Annotated in this window: 18 protein-coding genes; 1 reads left to right on the top strand and 17 read right to left on the bottom strand. The window is 64.6% G+C overall.

The features are described from left to right. Window positions 1-145 precede the first annotated feature (145 nt). The 13 genes from whiA to fmt form a co-directional block, all read right to left on the bottom strand. On the bottom strand, window positions 146-1,123 hold the full coding sequence (whiA, locus tag M1L53_RS24415; protein WP_021344225.1) for a DNA-binding protein WhiA: 978 nt from the start codon (window positions 1,121-1,123) through the stop codon (window positions 146-148). Beyond that, window positions 1,120-2,184, bottom strand: coding sequence for a uridine diphosphate-N-acetylglucosamine-binding protein YvcK (gene yvcK / locus M1L53_RS24410; RefSeq protein WP_054188215.1), 1,065 nt, complete (start codon window positions 2,182-2,184; stop codon window positions 1,120-1,122). The genes whiA and yvcK overlap by 4 nt, the downstream gene beginning before the upstream one ends. Further along, window positions 2,181-3,080, bottom strand: coding sequence for an RNase adapter RapZ (gene rapZ, locus M1L53_RS24405; protein ID WP_003944872.1), 900 nt, complete (start codon window positions 3,078-3,080; stop codon window positions 2,181-2,183). The genes yvcK and rapZ overlap by 4 nt, the downstream gene beginning before the upstream one ends. Then, window positions 3,077-5,269: an excinuclease ABC subunit UvrC gene (gene uvrC / locus M1L53_RS24400; RefSeq protein WP_003944805.1), complete on the bottom strand. Its 2,193-nt coding sequence runs from the start codon at window positions 5,267-5,269 to the stop codon at window positions 3,077-3,079. The genes rapZ and uvrC overlap by 4 nt, the downstream gene beginning before the upstream one ends. 74 nt (window positions 5,270-5,343) lie before the next feature. Beyond that, window positions 5,344-5,817 (bottom strand): PH domain-containing protein, encoded by a 474-nt coding sequence (locus tag M1L53_RS24395; protein WP_003944987.1) that lies wholly within the window; start codon window positions 5,815-5,817, stop codon window positions 5,344-5,346. Beyond that, on the bottom strand, window positions 5,814-6,311 hold the full coding sequence (gene ribH, locus M1L53_RS24390) for a 6,7-dimethyl-8-ribityllumazine synthase (protein WP_003944999.1): 498 nt from the start codon (window positions 6,309-6,311) through the stop codon (window positions 5,814-5,816). The genes M1L53_RS24395 and ribH overlap by 4 nt, the downstream gene beginning before the upstream one ends. Further along, the gene (locus tag M1L53_RS24385) at window positions 6,308-7,582 is read right to left on the bottom strand and encodes a bifunctional 3,4-dihydroxy-2-butanone-4-phosphate synthase/GTP cyclohydrolase II (RefSeq protein ID WP_003944833.1); all 1,275 of its coding nucleotides are present in this window, start codon (window positions 7,580-7,582) and stop codon (window positions 6,308-6,310) included. Before M1L53_RS24385 ends, ribH begins: the two co-directional genes overlap by 4 nt. 110 nt (window positions 7,583-7,692) lie before the next feature. Then, the gene (locus M1L53_RS24380; protein ID WP_003944892.1) at window positions 7,693-8,301 is read right to left on the bottom strand and encodes a riboflavin synthase; all 609 of its coding nucleotides are present in this window, start codon (window positions 8,299-8,301) and stop codon (window positions 7,693-7,695) included. Between the two features lie 5 nt (window positions 8,302-8,306). Further along, the gene (gene ribD / locus M1L53_RS24375) at window positions 8,307-9,359 is read right to left on the bottom strand and encodes a bifunctional diaminohydroxyphosphoribosylaminopyrimidine deaminase/5-amino-6-(5-phosphoribosylamino)uracil reductase RibD (protein ID WP_030536416.1); all 1,053 of its coding nucleotides are present in this window, start codon (window positions 9,357-9,359) and stop codon (window positions 8,307-8,309) included. Between the two features lie 8 nt (window positions 9,360-9,367). Further along, a complete protein-coding gene (gene rpe, locus M1L53_RS24370; RefSeq protein WP_019748384.1) occupies window positions 9,368-10,051 on the bottom strand; it encodes a ribulose-phosphate 3-epimerase in 684 nt (227 codons plus the stop codon). Between the two features lie 64 nt (window positions 10,052-10,115). Beyond that, a complete protein-coding gene (locus M1L53_RS24365; protein ID WP_003944924.1) occupies window positions 10,116-10,463 on the bottom strand; it encodes an MmcQ/YjbR family DNA-binding protein in 348 nt (115 codons plus the stop codon). Window positions 10,464-10,503: 40 nt separating this feature from the next. Next, entirely contained in the window at window positions 10,504-11,952 is a 1,449-nt protein-coding gene (locus tag M1L53_RS24360; protein ID WP_047270385.1) for an RsmB/NOP family class I SAM-dependent RNA methyltransferase, read from the bottom strand. Further along, complete coding sequence (gene fmt / locus M1L53_RS24355) at window positions 11,949-12,872, bottom strand: methionyl-tRNA formyltransferase (RefSeq protein ID WP_003944846.1); 924 nt, start codon at window positions 12,870-12,872, stop codon at window positions 11,949-11,951. The genes M1L53_RS24360 and fmt overlap by 4 nt, the downstream gene beginning before the upstream one ends. 288 nt (window positions 12,873-13,160) lie before the next feature. On the opposite strand from fmt, the gene M1L53_RS24350 reads away from it, so the two are divergent. Next, window positions 13,161-13,367: a hypothetical protein gene (locus tag M1L53_RS24350; RefSeq protein ID WP_003944900.1), complete on the top strand. Its 207-nt coding sequence runs from the start codon at window positions 13,161-13,163 to the stop codon at window positions 13,365-13,367. Between the two features lie 57 nt (window positions 13,368-13,424). On the opposite strand, the gene M1L53_RS24345 is transcribed toward M1L53_RS24350, so the two are convergent. The 4 genes from M1L53_RS24345 to metK all read right to left on the bottom strand — a co-directional run bounded on the left by M1L53_RS24345 (window position 13,425) and on the right by metK (window position 18,638). Next, on the bottom strand, window positions 13,425-14,444 hold the full coding sequence (locus M1L53_RS24345) for a triacylglycerol lipase (RefSeq protein ID WP_050656340.1): 1,020 nt from the start codon (window positions 14,442-14,444) through the stop codon (window positions 13,425-13,427). A 94-nt stretch (window positions 14,445-14,538) separates the two neighbouring features. Beyond that, window positions 14,539-15,207: a PadR family transcriptional regulator gene (locus M1L53_RS24340; protein ID WP_370852745.1), complete on the bottom strand. Its 669-nt coding sequence runs from the start codon at window positions 15,205-15,207 to the stop codon at window positions 14,539-14,541. A gap of 172 nt (window positions 15,208-15,379) precedes the next feature. Then, window positions 15,380-17,398 (bottom strand): primosomal protein N', encoded by a 2,019-nt coding sequence (locus M1L53_RS24335; protein ID WP_082239108.1) that lies wholly within the window; start codon window positions 17,396-17,398, stop codon window positions 15,380-15,382. Between the two features lie 25 nt (window positions 17,399-17,423). Further along, the gene (gene metK / locus M1L53_RS24330) at window positions 17,424-18,638 is read right to left on the bottom strand and encodes a methionine adenosyltransferase (protein ID WP_003944827.1); all 1,215 of its coding nucleotides are present in this window, start codon (window positions 18,636-18,638) and stop codon (window positions 17,424-17,426) included. Between the last annotated feature and the right edge of the window lie 149 nt (window positions 18,639-18,787).

Genomic DNA, 18,787 nt, shown 5'->3' with positions numbered 1-18,787 from the left:
GACCATGATTCTGGTGTGCAACTTGACCCACGCATACTCCGAATCCGTGTGTGCACGACGCGGACGTGGGGTTCATCGGTCGATGTGACTCATACCCTAATGCGCGTGGCCCGAACGTGCGCAGCCCACCCTGACGGAGGGCAGGTCACCCCTCTTCGAGTAGCTCCACATTCACTGCGGATTCGGTGTCGGGTATGCCCGTTTCCTTGGCCTTGCGATCAGCCATGGACAGCAGGCGACGGATACGTCCGGCAACGGCGTCCTTGGTCATCGGCGGGTCGGCCAACTGGCCGAGTTCTTCGAGGGACGCCTGCCGATGCTCGACGCGCAGTGCACCCGCCGCCGCGAGGTGATCGGGCACGTCCTCACCGAGGATCTCCAACGCACGCTCGACGCGCGCAGCAGCCGCAACGGCAGCGCGAGCAGAGCGTCGCAGGTTTGCGTCGTCGAAATTGGCGAGACGATTGGCGGTGGCGCGGACCTCGCGTCGCATCCGCCTCTCCTCCCACACCAGGCGTGTGTCCTGGGCTCCCATTCGGGTCAGGAGATCGCCGATGGCCTCACCGTCGCGGATCACCACACGATCCGTTCCGCGAACCTCACGTGCCTTCGCCGAGATCCCCAGACGCCGCGCAGCTCCAACCAGAGCAAGTGCAGCTTCCGGGCCGGGGCAGCTCACTTCGAGCGCCGACGAACGGCCGGGTTCGGTCAGGGAACCGTGCGCGAGGAACGCACCGCGCCACGCTGCTTCGGCGTCGCCGACACTTCCGCCGACGACCTGCGCAGGTAAGCCGCGAACCGGGCGCCCGCGAAGATCGAGCAGTCCCGTCTGGCGCGCGAGGGCCTCACCCTCCTTCGCTACACGCACGATGTAGCGAGCGGACTTTCGAAGCCCGCCCGCACTGAGTACGTGCACGTCGGCACTGTAGGTGAACAGGTCGAATATCTCCCGGCGCAGACGTCGCGCCGTGGAGCCCAGATCCACCTCTGCTTCGACGACCACCCGGCCGCCGACGATGTGGAGCCCACCGGCAAAGCGCAGCAACGCGGAGACCTCTGCCTTGCGGCAGCTGACCTGAGTCACCACTAACCGGCTCAGTTCGTCCTTGACCTCCGCTGTCATTGCCACGAAGCGTTCTCCCTCTGTTCTTCGGATTGCTGTTCTTGCAGGGAAGACTGTGTCGAATCCCCTACTGCCGCACTGCTCGACAGTTCAGCCAGTACATCGGCCAGTTTTGCCGGATCGTGTACATGCGCTGCGCCCGGTGAGGTGTCCGCGACATCCGCGTACCTGACTTCGGCTGAAAATTGATCCGCCGCACGCTGCAGATGTTCACGTTCACGCCCGGCCGGTACCGACGCCGAGTCGACCACCACGTAGTCGACCCGGAAATCGGGCACGTGTTGGGAGAGTACGTGCAGGTGACGCTCTGCGGAGAATCCGGCGGTCTCCCCCGGCTCGGGTGCGAGATTGAGCACCAGTACCTTTCGAGCCTTCGTCGACGACAGTGATTCGACGAGTTCGGGTACCAGGACGTGTGGGATCACGCTCGAGAACCACGATCCCGGGCCGAGAACCACGAGATCGGCACGATCGATCGCAGTCACGGCATCGGGGCACGCGGGCGGATTGGACGGGAGCAGTCTCACACGCCGAACCTTGCCCGGGGTCGTCGCGACGGCAACCTGTCCACGAATGCAGCGGCTGACGCGGGGGTCCTCCTCGAGTCCCTGAACGTCGGCTTCGATCTCGAGCGCGATCGGCGACATCGGCAGCACACGACCACGGATTCGCAGCAGTCGCGCCATCTCGTCGAGCGCGGCGACCGGATCGCCGAGCACCTCGGTCAGTCCGGCCAGGATGAGATTGCCCACCGAATGCCCGGCAAGTGCGCCGACACCGCCGAAGCGATGCTGAATGGTCCGAGTCCAGTCGACTATCTCGGGTTCGTCCGACGCGAGAGCAGCCAGCGCCATCCGGAGGTCTCCAGGCGGGATGACGCCGAGTTCGGCGCGCAGCCGGCCCGACGAACCACCGTCGTCGGCGACCGTGACCACGGCGGTGACGTCGACCGTCAAGCGTCTGACGGCCTGGAGCGTGGCGAACAATCCGTGCCCGCCGCCGAGCGCGACGATGGCCGGCCCTTCGGGTGTCTCCCGCGAGCGATGTGTCGGTTCACTCATTCGCGCCCCAGATCCCGGTGCACGATGCTGACCGAGATGTCGTCCTCGGAACCCAAACGCCTCGCGAGAGCTTCGGACATGGCTACGCTTCGGTGCTTACCGCCGGTGCATCCGACCGCAATTGTCATGTAGCGCTTTCCTTCTCGTCGATATCCGGCGATCGTCAAATCCACCAGATGTCGGTAGGTGTCGAGATAGTCTTCCGCGCCCTCGCGGGACAACACGTAGTCGCGGACGTCGGCATCCTGACCGGTGTGCGGGCGAAGTTCAGGGATCCAGTGGGGATTGGGCAGGAAACGAACGTCACAGACGAGATCGGCGTCCATCGGCAGGCCGTACTTGAATCCGAACGACTGGACCGTCACCTTCATCGTGCGGTTGGCATCGTTTCCGAACGCCGTTTCGATCTTCTGACGCAGCTGATGCGCCTTCAGTGCCGACGTGTCGATGACCAGATCGGCGGCCGCCTTCACCACGGCCAACTGCCGACGCTCGGCTGCGATCCCTTCGGACAACGTGCCGTCGATGCCGTCGTTCTGCAACGGATGACTGCGGCGCACCTGTTCGAACCGTCGGATCAACACGTCGTCCGACGCTTCGAGGTACAGCACCCGAGTATGGATCGGTTCCGCCTCGAGTTCGGTGAGCACCCACCCGAGATCGCCGGTGAAGAGTCGACTCCGCACGTCGATCACGACGGCCAGACGATCGACCGGCGGATCGGAGGTCAAGCTCAGACCGACCATTCGGGAAATGAGCTCAGGTGGCAAATTGTCCGCGACATACCAGCCGAGGTCTTCGAGCACCTTGGCAGCGGTACTCAAACCTGCTCCGGACAATCCCGTCACCAGCAGGAAATCCATCGTTCGACTGTCTTTGGCGCTGTCGGTAGTCACTGTGCACTCGGCCCCGTCGTCGGCATGGACAATTCTCGCGACTCGGAGCCCTCGTCACCGCTACCGGATTCGGCGCTGGGCGCGTCAGCAGACGTAACAGACGATTCGGATTCCGTGTCCAGCTCATCATCCCCTACCGCGGCTGGCAGCGCTCGAGCTTCAGCACCCGCGTCGGCTGCAGCCGAATCCGTGCCGAGTGCGGCCAGAACTGCTGTGGCGGTGGTCTCACCGATACCGGGGACCTGCATGATCTCCTCGACCGTTGCCGTTTTCAGCTTCGCCACGGAACCGAAGTGAGCCACCAGAGCGGTTCGACGAGTTTCACCGAGCCCCTTGACCGAATCCAGAGCCGAAGCCGTCATCCGCCTCGAGCGTTTGCTGCGATGGAACGTGATCGCGAAGCGGTGGGCTTCGTCTCGGATGCGCTGCAGTAGGTACAACGACTCGCTCGTCCGAGGGAGGATGACCGGATCTTCTTCCCCCGGCACCCATACCTCTTCGAGTCTTTTGGCCAACCCGACTACCGCGACGTCAGTGACCCCCAGCTCGTCGAGGACCGCCGCTGCCGCCGTGACCTGAGGGGCGCCGCCGTCCACGACGAACAGATTGGGCGGATAGGCGAACCGCCGAGGCCGGCCCGTCGCCGGGTCGATCGCCGCTTCGGGAGCCAGGTCCCCACCGTCCGAGTCCATGGTCGACGCCGACGCCGCGAGGACGCCCAGGTCGCGGTTGTGGCGCAGGAACCGCCGACGCGTGATCTCGGCGATACTCGCGACGTCGTCGGAATGACCGTCGCCGGCAGCTTCCTTGATCGCGTAATGGCGGTAGTCCGACTTACGCGGGAGCCCGTCCTCGAACACGACCAGTGACGCCACGACGTCGGTTCCCTGGACGTGACTGATGTCGATGCATTCGATTCGTAGCGGAGCCGAGTCCAGGTCCAGTGCTTCCTGGATGCCCTGCAGCGCCGCGGAACGCGAAGTGAAATCGCCGGCGCGCTTGAGCTTGTGCTGCGCCAGAGCCTCTTTCGCGTTTCGCTGGACTGTTTCGGCGAGGTCTTTCTTGTCGCCGCGTTGCGGAACCCGCAGTTGCACTTGCGATCCCCGAAGCTTGCTCAGCCACGCCTGGATCTCGGTCGCGTTTGCCGGCAGAACCGGCACCAGAACTTCCTTGGGAACTGCGCTGATCCCGGCCTCGGAACCCGCTCCCGGGTCGAGGGCCGCCTGCTCCCCGTAGAACTGGGTGAGGAACTGCTCGACCAGGATCGGCAGGTCGGACTCGGCGTCGAGTGCGGCCCAGTCGATGGCGTCGCCTGCCTTCTCCACGACCCATCCACGCTGACCCCGCACGCGTCCGCCGCGCACGTGGAACACCTGAACGGCGGCTTCGAGATCATCGGTGGCAAAGGCGACGAGATCGGCGTCGGTGCCGTCACCGAGTACGACGGCCTGCTTCTCGAGCGCCTTGCGCAAAGCCCCGATATCGTCACGCAGACGGGCTGCGGTCTCGAAGTCGAGGTCCTCGGAAGCCTGCTGCATGCGCTTTTCGAGATCTTTGACCAACTTGTCCGTGCGGCCGGCGAGGAAGTCGCAGAAATCTTCGACGATCTGACGATGCTCCTCGGCGCTGACTCGCCCGACGCAGGGCGCCGAGCACTTGTCGATGTAGCCGAGCAGACACGGACGACCGATCTGGTTGTGCCGTTTGAAGACTCCGGACGAGCACGTTCGTGCGGGAAAGACTCGTAGCAGCAGATCGAGAGTTTCGCGGATCGCCCAGGCATGGGAGTAGGGACCGAAGTACCGGACACCCTTGCGCCGCGGACCGCGGTAGACGAACAGTCGCGGGAACTCTTCGTTGAGCGTCACCGCGAGAACCGGATACGTCTTGTCGTCGCGGTACCGGACGTTGAACCGCGGATCGAATTCCTTGATCCAGTTGTACTCGAGCTGAAGCGCTTCGACTTCGGTACTGACGACGGTCCACTCGACGCTGCCGGCGGTGGTCACCATCTGCCGAGTACGGGGATGAAGTGTCGTGACGTCCGCGAAGTACGAGTTCAAACGTGAACGGAGGCTTTTCGCCTTTCCGACGTAAATGACCCGACCATGCGGATCGCGAAATTTGTAGACGCCCGGCGCAGCCGGAATGGTTCCGGTAGCGGGGCGGTAAGTCGAGGGATCCGGCACGGTTTCAGGTTAGTCGCCGCCACCGACCGACTCGGAAACGCGCAGGATGCGGGCACCGAACCGGTCGGAAGACGTCAGTTGCTCTTGTGCGCGACCGGTGCGTAGCGGTCGGCCAGTTCGCGGAACTTACCGACCGTGTCGACGGCGTACTCGCGGTCGTTGGACTGGATCGCCATCACTGCCATGTACTCGTCGTCGGGCAACTCGATGCGTGCCCAGGCGGCACCGTCGGGGAACGAGAGTCCCTCGAACAGATCCCAGTCGACGATCTTCTCGCCCAGGATGTTTCGTACGGCGATACCCTGCTTGCCCACCTTGACCCGGGGCCGCGTCAACATCAGCACACCGAGAGCCAGAATGGTGCCGATGCCTGCCATCGCGATCTGGTCCGCGGCACGGAAGTACACGCCGGTGGACCCCTGGCGGAGCAGGAGTGCAAGTGTGACGTGAACGATCACCAGGAGGACGGCAACTCCGATCGCGTATCGCGTCGACTTACGCGGTGACGCGATCAGTTCCCAGTTCTCGTTGTCGCCGGGTGTACTCATCGAAACGAATCCTCGGTCCATGGTGCTCGGAGATGGCGCAGGGTCACTGCGGTGTCCAGTGCGGCGGCGCAGGCCTGTGCGCCCTTGTCCTCGACGCTACCCGGCAGACCCGAACGGTCAAGAGCCTGCTGCTCGGTGTCGGTGGTCAGGACACCGTTCCCCACGGGGGTGCTTTCGTCGAGCGAGACGCGTGTGAGGCCCGCGGTGACCGCGTCGCACACGTACTCGAAGTGCGGCGTACCGCCGCGGATGACAACACCGAGTGCGACGACGGCGTCGTGCGTGCGCGCCAATGCCTGCGCAACGACCGGCAGTTCGATCGCGCCGGCGACACGGACCAGTGTCACGTCCTTGATCTGTGCCTCCTGCGCGACGCGCTGCGCGCCGGCGATCAGAGCCTCGGAGATCGTCGCGTGCCACTGCCCGGCAACGATCGCCAGCTTCAGATCCTTGGCCTCGGCGATCGCGAGCTGCGGCTGACCTTCCCCGCTCACAGTGCGGTTCCCGGCTGTGCGGTGTTCTGGTTCGCCTCGTACTCGTCCAGTCCGATCAGATCGTGCCCCATCCGATCGCGCTTGGTGCGCAGGTAGGTGAGGTTCTCCGCATTCGCGCGCAACGGCATCGGAACACGATCGGTGATCTGCAGGCCGTAGCCGTCCAGACCCACACGCTTGGCCGGGTTGTTGGTCAGCAGACGCATCGACGAGATCCCCAGATCGACGAGGATCTGGGCACCGATGCCGTAGTCACGGGCGTCCGCCGGTAGGCCGAGTTCGAGATTGGCGTCGACGGTGTCGGAACCGGCGTCCTGGAGCTGGTAGGCCTGCAGCTTGTGCATGAGACCGATGCCACGACCCTCGTGCCCGCGCATGTACAGAACAACGCCGCGGCCCTCCTGGGCGACCATGTCCAGTGCGGCGTCGAGCTGCGGGCCGCAATCGCACCGCAGCGAACCGAAGACGTCGCCGGTGAGGCACTCGGAGTGAACGCGGACGAGCACGTCGCTACCGTCTCCGTCGGGGCCTGCGATGTCGCCACGCACCAGCGCAACGTGCTCGACCTCGTCGTAGATGCTCGTGTAGCCGACAGCGGTGAACTCACCGTGGCGGGTGGGGATGCGGGCCTCGGCGATGCGCAGCACGTGCTTCTCGTGCTTGCGACGCCACGCGATGAGGTCCGCGATCGAGATCAGAGCAAGGTTGTGTTCGTCGGCAAATACTCGCAGCTCGTCGGTCTGAGCCATCGCGCCTTCGTCCTTCTGGCTGACGATTTCGCAGATGACGCCGGCAGGACGCAGGTCCGCCATGCGGGCGAGGTCGACTGCAGCTTCCGTGTGGCCAGGACGACGCAGTACTCCGCCTTCCTTCGCGCGGAGCGGAACGACGTGACCGGGGCGAGTGAAATCGTTGGCACCGGATTCGGGGTTGGCGAGCAGACGCATCGTCGCAGCGCGGTCCGACGCCGAGATGCCGGTACCGATTCCCTCACGGGCGTCGACCGTGACGGTGTACGCCGTGCCGTGCTTGTCCTGGTTGGTGGCGTACATCGGGGGCAGGCCCAGCCGATCGCAATCGTCACCGTCGAGCGGCACGCACAGGTAGCCGGAGGTGTACCGGACCATGAACGCCACCAGTTCCGGGGTGGCTTTCTCGGCGGCGAAGATGAGGTCGCCCTCGTTCTCGCGATCCTCGTCGTCCACGACGACAACAGCTTTACCTGCAGCGATATCTGCTACTGCGCGCTCGATACTGTCGAACCTGGTCACGTGCTCGCACTCCAAAGTCTTGACTTTTCACATCATCGAATACAACAAGTGCATCCGACGGATGCACTGACAACCCTACGACCAATCGGACGGGTCCGATCAGCCTGGTCCTACCGACCGGCAGAGTGAAGCCGCTCGACGTACTTCGCGATCACGTCCACCTCGAGGTTGACCGGCGTACCGACCACAGCGGTTCCGAGCGTCGTCAACTCGAGCGTTGTCGGGATCAGCGAGATCTCGAAGTACTCGAACCCGCGGTCTCCGCCCAGCGCGGAGACCGTCAGCGAGACTCCGTCGACGGTGATCGAACCCTTCTCCACGACGTAACGGGAAATGGAGTCGGGCAGTGCGATCCGCACTACCTCCCAGTTCTCGGACGGCGAGCGGGAAATGACGTGGCCTGTTCCATCGACATGCCCTTGAACCAGGTGGCCGCCGAGTCGGCTGTTCAGCGCCGCGGCACGCTCGAGGTTGACGCGAGAGCCGACATCCAATTTCGCCAGGCTCGAGCGGTTCAGGGTTTCCTGCATGACATCTGCGGTGAACGAACCGTCGGCAAGCACGTCGACCACCGTCAGGCACACTCCGTTGACCGCGATCGAATCACCGTGGCCGGCGTCGGAGGTGACCAGTGGCCCGCGCACCGTGAAACGTGCAGCATCGACCAGTTCTTCCTTGGCGACGATTTCGCCGAGTTCTTCCACAATTCCTGTGAACACGCGCCCTACTCCTCGTTCCCCGGAGCAGAACTCTCCGGAACCAGACTCAACAAAATATCGGGGCCGATCGTTACCGCAGACTCCAAACGGAATCGGTGGGCGTCGGTGATGGTGTGCACTCCGGCATCGACGAGTGCGGAGGCGCCCGCGCCGAGCAGGATCGGAGCGATGTATGCCTCTATGACGTCGACATATCCGGCGGCAAGGAATGCTCCGGCCAGACGGGGCCCACCCTCGAGAAGTACGTCCGTGTACTCCCCCAACGCCTCGACTACTTCGTCGATGTTGTCGGTGTTGAGCACCAGAGTCGGTGCGGTGTCGTCGAGAATGCTTGCCGTCGAGGGTATTTCGCGCTTTCCGACGACGACGCGAACGGGTTGGTGCGCCGCGAGCTCACCGGTGGGCTGACGTGCGGTCAGCCACGGATCGTCGGCGAACACGGTGCCGGTACCGACCACGATCGCATCGATCTGCGCTCGCTGCGCATGCACGCGCGCCCTCGCCTGCGGACCGGTGATCCACTGACTCGTTCCGTCCTCGGCGGCGCTGCGTCCGTCCAGACTGGCCGCGTACTTCCACGTGATGTGCGGGCGACCGGTGCGCTGTTTGTGCAGCCAGGCCCGCAGTGGACCAGCTTCCACCTCGGGTGCTCTCAGTCCGGCCGTGACGCTGATTCCAGCGCGCATGAGCGTCGCTGCGCCGCCGGAAGCCTCGGGATTGGGATCACCGACGGCGTAGACAACCGCCGAGACTCCGGCATCGATCAATGCCTGTGAGCAAGGGCCGGTTCGCCCCTGGTGATTGCACGGTTCCAGTGTCACCACTGCCGTACCGCCACGCGCTGCATCGCCGGCCTCGTCGAGAGCCACGACCTCCGCGTGCGGTCCACCGGGCGGTTGCGTCATACCGACGCCCGCGATGGTTCCGTCGGCAGCGAGGATGACCGCGCCGACCGGTGGGTTGGGGCTGGTGAATCCGCGCGCGGAATCAGCTGCGGCCAGCGCGATCTGCATCGCGGCGTCGAGATCAGCCGTCGACGCCTGTCCACCCTTTGCCATCGAGCGGCTCAGACCGACAGCGTCAGGTGCGGCGACGCCGAGGCGGCCTGCGCGCGCAGCTTGCGCACCGCCTCACCGGGATCACTCGCTCCGTACACCGCCGAACCGGCGACGAAGCAGTCGATCCCTGCTTCAGCGGCCTGCTCGATCGTGGAAGCGTTGATGCCGCCGTCGATTTCGACAAGGAGCGTCAGCTCACCCGAGTCGACGAGCTTTCGAACTGCGCGTGCCTTGTCGAGCACCTGAGGCATGAAGGACTGACCACCGAATCCGGGTTCGACGCTCATGATCAAGAGGGTGTCGAAGTCCTTGAGGATTTCCAGGTAGTCGTCGATCGGGGTTCCAGGCTTGATGCTCAGCCCCGCCTTGGCACCAGCTGCACGAATATCGCGGGCAACCGAACGCGGATCGTCGGTGGCCTCGGCGTGAAACGTGACGTTGTACGCACCGGCCTCGGCGTACGGCGGCGCCCAGCGCTCCGGATTCTCGATCATGAGATGGCAGTCGAGCGGAATATCCGTCGCCTTCAGCAGACTCTCGACCACCGGCAGACCCAGCGTGAGATTGGGAACGAAATGCGCGTCCATCACGTCGACGTGAAGCCAGTCGGAGCCGGACACGGCAGTCGCTTCATCAGCGAGTCGAGCAAAATCTGCGGACAGAATGGACGGTGCAATCATCGGGGAAGCCACGACGCCGAGTTTAGCTGTGTCTCATTGCCGACCGTGCATGCACATCGGAGCCGGTGCAATCAGATCAGTTCTTGACGACGGTGTGGAGCTTTCGCACCTTGGCCGGTGCCTTGATCCGCCACGCGTCTTCGAGCATCTCACCCAACTGCACCTCGTCGATCAGTTCGAGGTGCACGAGGATCGAGCCGTGCCCGTGATAGTGATCGGTGGTGAAGAAAGCCGCCTCGCCACTGGCGAGTAGCGCCTCCTTCTCGTCCAGACCGCACATCACGACCAAAGCGCCCTCCGCTTCGGTGCGGAGCCGCGCAAAAGTCTTACCTGCCACCTTGAGTGCCGGGGTGTTGTACGAGGTCGACTCTTCCACGGAGGGAAGAGCCGAACCGAGTACTACAACCTGTTCCCACGTAACCATGTAGGCACCATACGACTACCGATGCCCAGAAGTCATCCGATCAGGCCAGCGGCTTGCGCAAAGCGGCCATGAACATCGCATCGGTCCCGTGTCGGTGCGGCCACAACTGAACCGACGATCCGTCGCCGACGTCTGGGACACCTGGCACCAATTCCTTGGTGTCGAGTTCCACGACGCCGTGACGTCGCACTGCATCGGCGACCACTGCCAGCGTTTCCGACAAGTGCGGCGAGCACGTGGAGTACAGCACCACTCCGCCGGGGCGAACCAGTTCGATTGCGGCAGCAAGCAATTCACGCTGCAACTTCACGAGCGGGGCCACATCGGACGGCTGCCGACGCCAACGTGCCTCTGGGCGCCGACGCAGCGCACCCAACCCGGTGCAGGGAGCGTCGACGAGGATGCGGTCGTATCCGGGTTCGAGCCCGGATTCGCGGCCGTCCGCCACGTGTACGTCCACGGGAAGCTCGCGAGTGGTCTTGCGGATCAGTTCGGCGCGATGTTCGACGGGCTCGACGGCGTCGAGTCGCCCGCCTTCGATACCGGCGAGAGCGCCGAGAAGCGCTGCCTTACCGCCCGGACCTGCGCAGAGATCGAGCCAGCGTCCGGAGTCTTCACCTTCGAGAGGAGCAATGCTGAGGGCGCGGGCCACCAGCTGACTGCCCTCGTCCTGCACGCCCGCCAAGCCTTGGCGGACCGCCTCGAGCTGTCCGGGGTCACCGCCGTCGAGATGCACGGCGTACGGCGAGTACGGCCCGATCTCGCCGCCGGTCACCAGTGCAAGCTCCTCGGCGGAGATCTCGCCGGGGCGGGCGACGAGGTGTACGGCAGGGCGGGCGTCGTCGGCGATCAGGACGTCTTCGAGTTCACCGGCAGCAGCGCCGAGCGAGTCGGCAAATACCTGCGCGATCCACAGGGGGTGAGCGTGCTCGAAGGCGAGCCGGCCGACCGGGTCCTTCGGGGCCAGCAGCTCGACCCACTCCTCCTGGGTGCGTTCGGAAACACGGCGCAGGACCGCATTGACGAATCCTGCTCGGCCCTGGCCGTTTTCGGCGCGGACCAGATCGACCGAAGTTGCGACGGCAGCGTGCGGTGCGACACGAGTGCGCAGCAATTGGTACGAGCCGAGTCGGAGAACATCGAGCAGCGTTCCGTCGATCTCTTCGATCGGCCGACCCGCTGCATGCGCGATCACCGCATCCAGCAGCCCCTGAGCACGTGCCGCGCCGTACGCCAGTTCGGTTGCCAGCGCAGCGTCGCGTGCGTCGAGTTTGCGGTCACGCAGGAGCCCTGGCAGAACCAGGTTCGCGTACGCGTCACGCTCACGGACCGCGCGCAGGACGTCACGCGCCGCCAGACGCGGTTGATCGAGCCCGGCGGTTGCCGGATCAGGCCGCTTGGCCTGCTTCGGCTTGGTGTTCTTGCCGCCGCCGCCGGTCTTGGCTCCGGGACCCTGTGTCCGCCGTGCCGGTCGTCGTGATTCGGTCACTGTGCTCGTACCTCCGCGTCGAGTCGGGCACCGCGTGCCCAGTCCCCTGCCGACATCAATTTCTTGCCCGGGGGCTGAATCTGCCCGAGTCGCACCGCGGTGGTCGCGGTACCGATGTACAGACCATCCTTGCGTACCGAGATCTCACCGACTGCCAGGGTCTCGTCCGTGACGGTGATCGGGCCGACCTTGACTCGAAGATCACCGATCATCGTCCATGCCCCGGGCGCGGGTGTGACGGCCCGGATATGCCGGTCCACTGTGGGAGCGGGCAGTTCCCACCGCACGCGGGCCGCGTCCACCGTCACCTTGGGGGCATACGAGACGCCGTCGGCAGACTGCGGAACCGCGTTGATCTCGCCGGCCTCGAGTCCGTCGAGTACCGATTCGAGCAGGGCAGCGCCGTTTTCCGCGAGACGTCCGAGCAGGTCGCCCGCCGTATCGGTGTCGCGAATCCGCTCGGTCATCACTCCGTACACGGGGCCGGTATCCATGCCGGCTTCCAAACGGAACGCGCTGGCGCCCGTCACCTCGTCGCCGGCACTGATCGCGGCCTGCACCGGCGCGGCGCCGCGCCACGCGGGAAGCAACGAGAAATGCAGATTGACCCAACCGTATTTCGGAATGTCGAGGACGTTCTGCGGCAACAGGTTTCCGTAGGCGACGACGGGTGCACAGTCCGGTTCGAGGCGGGCGAGTTCGGCCGCGAAGTCGGGATCGGACGCCTTGGCCGGCGTCAGCACCGGGATGCCGTGCTCGTCGGCAAGCAGACCGATCGGCGATCGGGTGACTTTTCGACCGCGGCCCGCCACAGCGTCCGGACGCGTGACGACGGCTACCACTTCGTGGTTGGCGGATTCGATGAGCCGACGCAGTGAAGGAACCGCGGGTTCGGGTGTTCCGGCGAACACGACGCGCATGTCAGCTCTCCCGTTTCGTTGGGCTCTTCGGACTCTGATCAGCCGATCGGCCTGTCGAACGCGGTGGACTGCAACTCACGAAAATGCTCCCGGATGTGTCGGTGGGTGGAACTGTCAGTCTAAGGACTGCGAGAGCTACGACCTACCTCGCGCCACACCGAACCACTTTCTCAGCAATTTCTTTGATCAGAACCCTGCACATTCACCGGTCCTCGGTATTGACTGTTTCTGTCGTCGCCACTCGGCGGAGGCTGATACGGGATACACCGATCACACGGAGGAACTTAGATGGCAGGCATCGACAGTAAGTTCGACAAGGCCTACGCAGGAAAGTCCGTCGAAGAATTGGCGGACGCCCCGGTCGCGGCACTCAACGGCGTAAGCGATTCGGACGCAGAACATTTGAAGGCAGCGTTCAACATCAAGACCGTCCGCGACCTCGGAACGAACAAGTTCTTCCTGTGGGCGCAGGCCACTGCCAAGCTCGCCGAGTAAACATCCCGACCCACGTGATCTCGGTGCTCACGAGTTAGCAGCTCACGAATTTGCAGCTCACGAATTTGCGTCGATGACCACTTGCGGAATATCCGTGCCGAGCGGCACCACGCTGCACGAAGCGTGCCGCTCGGCATCGGGGTCGAGGACCGTCCGGATGACGTCGATCACGTAGGGGTCGTACGGCATGCGGAAGTGGCCGGTCAGGTTAGACGGGCACAGATCCTGGAGGACGATGTTTTCTGCACCGGCACCGCGGAGCGCGATGTTCGAGGACGGCTGGATCATCTCGTCGACAGTGGACCCGATGGTCGTGTAGCGCACTCCGGGTACGGTGTCACCGCCGGCGTTGAGGGCGTTCAACATATCCGACCCCTGCATCTGCTCACGGACAGCTCGAGAAAAGACGTCTTCGACAAAGTCTTCTCCGCCGGGGATCGCACGCACAATGGGAACCAACCCGAACATCACCCCGCCGTAGGTCGGCGAAGCCAAACCGACCCAATGATCGACGTAGGCGTCGCCGCCCATCTTGTTGACGTAGTACCGCGTCACCGTCGCGCCTTGCGAATAGCCGATGACGTCGACCTTGTCCGCGCCGGTCGCGGTCAGCACCTGATCGACGAAAGAACCGAACGCGGTGGCACTACCGACTATGTCGCCGACGCCGTAGGTCTCGTGTGCGACGTCCCCGTCTTCTTCTTTGATCGCACCGCCGTAATTGAGGGCGAAGACGCAGTAGCCGTCAGCTGCCAGTGCCGGCGACATGGCCGCCCAATCCGCGTACGCCTCGGTGTCGGTTCCGTGGGCGAGTACAACCGGTCGGGGATGCGTGGCGGAAGGCTCACAGCCGAAATCGTTCGATCCGGCAGGTGCGGATCCTGGATGAGCATGAGCGAATGCGGTGGCTACCGAACGCGACACCTGGCCTGGGCCGATGACGAGGGGAACATCCATCGCGTCGGCACTCGCAGACGGGAGCGTCGGTGCTGCAGCCGATATCGCCGGCGGTGCTCCGATCAGCAGCGCCACTGCTACCGAAAATGTCAGTCCCACAGACCGTTTGACGCCAGACATTGTTCCTGCTCCTGCTCTGATCCTACGAGGGAGCTGACCGTAACACCAGAAACTTCGAGGCGCATACCCTACCGAACAGTAGGTATCCGACGTCTCAATTGCCACCTTCATCGGCGTCATCACCGGCAAGCACTCGGTAGAGCGATTTGCGCGCCTCGACAAGCACGTCGGCTGCGGCCTTGACCTGCGCTGGTGTGCCTACAGCAGCCACTTGACCGGCCGCGCCCATCAGCTGGCCGATCAGTTCTCGAAGGTCCTGCTCCGGCTCCCCTACGCTGAGACGAACGTCATCCCACGGCGCCCCGAGATCGGCGCGATGTTCCTCGACGTACGCGACGCCTTCTTCTGTCAGCTTGGCGGTTTTGCGGCCGGCAACCTTTTCGATGATCACCAGTCCTTCGTCCTCGAGTTGGGACAGCGCGGGATAAATGGAGCCCGGACTCGGCTTCCAGACGCCGCCGCTGCGCTCGACGATCTGCTGAATCAATTCGTAGCCGTGCATCGGCTCTTCCGCGATCAACAGCAGAATCGCAGCGCGCACATCTCCTCGACGACCTCGTCCGCCACGTCCTCGCCCGCGACCGAACTGAGCGCCCGGACCGAAGCCGGGGCCGGGTCCGCCGTCTGGACCGAAACGCCCCCGCCGATGGCCTCTGCGTGGCATGTCACCGAAGCCCGGCCGCTCGTGCGGTCGACCGCGTCGTCCACCGTCTCGATCGCCGGGACCATCGCCCGACGCGCCGTCGTCCGTCGGCACCCACATCACAAATGGTGGCCGTTGCTCACGGCCGAAACCGCCGAAGAAACCGCGCCGGCCGAACATCCCCTCGTTCGGGAAACTTGCATCCATCGTCGAACCTCCATCACTATCGTTGATAGTTCGACGATATATCGTCATATCGGGTAGCGCAAGGATTCCTCCGACAACTCGAAACTTAGCCGATGCGGCGTGGGTCGATCTGAATGCGGACCGGACCCGAAGACTTCCGCGCACTGCGCGCGGCCCTCGCATGTGCCAGAGCGTCCGCAAGGCCGCGACCGTCCTTGCGTGGAACGCGGACCAGCATTCGCTCCGGCGCGACACCGCTCTCGTCCTCACCGGAATACGGAAGCCTCTCCCCCGCAGGCAGTTCCACTGGTCCGAGCAGTACAGCACTTGCCGGCAGATCAGCCGAGTCCACCAACTCCGCAATTGCTGCGGATCCACCGTCGATCGCAGCCATGTGAACGGCCGGAGGAAAGCCGACCTCGTCCCGTTCCTCGAATTGAGACTGTGCGTGCCCCACTGGATCCCATCGGACCAACGCCTGCACCGTCGGGATACCTGAGTCTGCGACAACCACAACTTCACCGCCTTCGGACAGCGGAATCACCATGGCAGCAGCCGACATCCAGCGTCTGAGCGTTTCCTCGGCGGCGCGAAGATCGGGCCGGCCGAGCAGTGCCCAACCGTCGAGCAAGAGCGCGGCGCCGTAGCCGCCGGTCATCACCGGCTCCGCACCCACTGTCGAGACCACCAACGCGGGCCCGTGTGGCAGTTCCTTGACCACATCACTGCCCCCGGACAGAACAACTTTCACACCGGGAAACGCCCGCCCGAGTTCTTCGGCGGTCCGGCCGGCACCGACCACCACCGCGCGCAACGCTTTCGCCCCGCACGCGTGACATCGGTAGGCGGCATCGGCAACCCCGCACCAGCGGCACGCCGGTGTCCCGGCGCCGTCGGGACCTGCCGCAGCGGGAAGAGCCAGTGGGCCGTTGCACCGACGGCACCGTGCCGGGGCACGGCACTTTCCGCAGGCCAGGGTCGGTACGTACCCCCGCCGAGGCACCTGCACCAGGACTCCGTTGCCCTCACCCAGAGCGCGCCGGGCGGCCGCGAATGCAATAGCGGGCAAACGAGCCGCTCTGGCTCCCGGATCGCGGGCCAAGGCTTGATCGCTGTCGGCGAGCGCGGTGATCTTGGGTGCGTGGGCACGAACGACGTCCCGCGTAGCGACCAGATCGTGCGCCCATCCCGAGTCGACGAGTACCTGCGCTTCTGCCGTACGGGAGAACCCACCGATCACGACGGCGCACCCGGCGACGTAGCCACGCAGGACGGCAACTTCGCGGGCATGTGGATACGGCGACCGCGGCTCGGACAAGTTGTCGTCGCCGTCGTCCCAGACGACGACAAGACCGGTCTCGGCCGTCGGCGCAAAAACAGCACTCCGCGTGCCGACGACGATCCGGGCGGTCCCGCGCAGTGCAGCGAGCCACCTTCGGTATCGCATGGCCGGCCCCAGGCCCGCGGACAGACCTACCACCGCATCCGCTCCGGAGAGTTCGGTACAAGCGGCGACGACGCGGTCCAGGTCGCGTTGATCGGGCACAACCAGGATCGCGGATTTACCACTTGCCGCTACGGCCCCGGCCAGTTCGGCCAGGCGCAGTGGCCAGTTTTCACCAGGCAACGCCTGCCAGACCGCACGTGGGCTTTTCGACTCGCGAATGGCGGACAGGAAGGCGTCACCGAATCTGTAGAGATGCCAACCATTTTCGATCGGTTCAGGAGCGGACGGCGGCTCGGCGGGCCCCCACGGTTCCGCCTCGACCTTCGCGTGCCGCGGCGGTACCGCCAAACGGAGAACATCGGCACGGGTTCCGGCATAACGCTCCGCCACACGATCGACGACTTGCGCGATTTCGGCCGTCAAGACCCGCTCGGACGAGATGACGCGTTCGAGCCAGCCGAACTTCCCCTGATGGTCACTGGTCGCCTCGCGCGAGACGATGAAACCGTCCACCAGACGACCAGCGAAGCGGATGCGCACCCGGACTCCGGGCTGCGCATCCGCTTCGAGTTCACGAGGAACGAGGTAGTCGAATTCACGGTCGAGGTGAGCGAGCGGGAGCATCGGCAGCACCCGGGCGACCGGATCGACTTCTGCCGCTACTCTTTCCGCGCCCACCCGCGCCCCGTCTGTACGTCAGTGATCAGAGACCAGCTGCGCTACGCAGCTTGTCGGCGCGATCGGTGCTCTCCCACGGGAGGTCGATATCGGTGCGACCGAAGTGACCGTATGCCGCCGTCTGCGCGTAGATCGGGCGCAGCAGGTCGAGGTCGCGGATGATCGCTCCCGGACGCAGGTCGAAGATCTCGGTGATCGCCTTCTGGATCCGTGCCGGATCGGTCTTCTCGGTGCCGAAGGTTTCGACGAAGAGTCCGACCGGAGCTGCCTTGCCGATGGCGTAGGCGACCTGAACCTCGATGCGGTCGGCCAGACCTGCGGCAACAGCGTTCTTGGCCACCCAGCGCATGGCGTAGGCAGCGCTGCGGTCGACCTTTGACGGGTCCTTGCCGGAGAACGCGCCGCCACCGTGGCGAGCCATTCCGCCGTAGGTGTCGACGATGATCTTGCGCCCGGTCAAACCGGCGTCACCCATCGGGCCACCGAGGACGAACTTGCCCGTCGGGTTCACCAGCAGACGAACATCGGAGGTGTCGAGATCGGTGAGGTTGACGTCGGTCAGCACCGAGTGAAGCACCTTCTCACGAAGATCGGGCGTCAACAGGTTGTCGAGGTCGATGTCAGCGGCATGCTGGGTGGAGATGACCACGGTGTCGAGACGGACAGCCTTGTCACCGTCGTACTCGATGGTGACCTGGGTCTTGCCGTCCGGGCGCAGGTACGGCAGCACGCCGGACTTACGGACCTCGGTCAACCGGCGAGAGAGACGATGAGCCAGCGCGATGGGCAGCGGCATCAGTTCCGGCGTGTCGGTGGTGGCGTAGCCGAACATCAGGCCCTGGTCGCCCGCACCCTGACGGTCGATCTCGTCGTCGCTGATTCCGTCGACGCGAGCCTCGTGCGAGTGATCGACACCCTGCGCGATCTCGGGCGACTGGGCGCCGATCGCGACGTTGACGCCGCACGAATTTCCGTCGAAGCCCTTTGCGGAGCTGTCGTAGCCGATTTCGAGGACTGTGTCGCGCACGATCTTCGGAATGTCCGCGTACGCAGTGGTCGTGACCTCACCGGCTACGTGAACCTGGCCGGTGGTGACCAGTGTCTCGACGGCCACGCGGGCGCGCGGGTCCTGGGTGAGCAGCGCGTCGAGGATCGAGTCGCTGATCGCGTCACAGATCTTGTCCGGGTGCCCCTCGGTGACGGACTCGCTGGTGAATAGCCGACTGCCGGACTTGCTCACAGATCTCCCTCTCGACGACTGAGTTCTTGACTACAGCTTATTGAAGTATCCGAATCACCGTTCGGTGACCGTTTTGTCATGCTTTGTTAGCTGGGGGCTGAGCCGACGATAACGGTTGGACCGCCTGCGCAACACCCTTGTACTCACCC

The organism is Rhodococcus sp. T9N (assembly GCF_024436645.1).
In the GTDB taxonomy this organism is placed as follows: domain Bacteria; phylum Actinomycetota; class Actinomycetes; order Mycobacteriales; family Mycobacteriaceae; genus Rhodococcus_F; species Rhodococcus_F qingshengii.
The sequence above is the reverse complement of the archived record's forward strand: the minus strand, read 5'-3'. Positions and strand labels throughout refer to the sequence as shown.

What these genes read in the sequence shown, in the direction of transcription:
- whiA (WP_021344225.1), bottom strand. Translation starts at nt 1,123, where the DNA reads ATGACAGCGGAGGTCAAGGACGAACTGAGCCGGTTAGTGGTGACTCAG.
- yvcK (WP_054188215.1), bottom strand. Translation starts at nt 2,184, where the DNA reads ATGAGTGAACCGACACATCGCTCGCGGGAGACACCCGAAGGGCCGGCC.
- M1L53_RS24395 (WP_003944987.1), bottom strand. Translation starts at nt 5,817, where the DNA reads ATGAGTACACCCGGCGACAACGAGAACTGGGAACTGATCGCGTCACCG.
- ribD (WP_030536416.1), bottom strand. Translation starts at nt 9,359, where the DNA reads ATGGCAAAGGGTGGACAGGCGTCGACGGCTGATCTCGACGCCGCGATG.
- M1L53_RS24365 (WP_003944924.1), bottom strand. Translation starts at nt 10,463, where the DNA reads ATGGTTACGTGGGAACAGGTTGTAGTACTCGGTTCGGCTCTTCCCTCC.
- fmt (WP_003944846.1), bottom strand. Translation starts at nt 12,872, where the DNA reads ATGCGCGTCGTGTTCGCCGGAACACCCGAACCCGCGGTTCCTTCACTG.
- M1L53_RS24350 (WP_003944900.1), top strand. Translation starts at nt 13,161, where the DNA reads ATGGCAGGCATCGACAGTAAGTTCGACAAGGCCTACGCAGGAAAGTCC.
- M1L53_RS24345 (WP_050656340.1), bottom strand. Translation starts at nt 14,444, where the DNA reads ATGTCTGGCGTCAAACGGTCTGTGGGACTGACATTTTCGGTAGCAGTG.
- M1L53_RS24340 (WP_370852745.1), bottom strand. Translation starts at nt 15,207, where the DNA reads ATGTGGGTGCCGACGGACGACGGCGCGTCGGGCGATGGTCCCGGCGAT.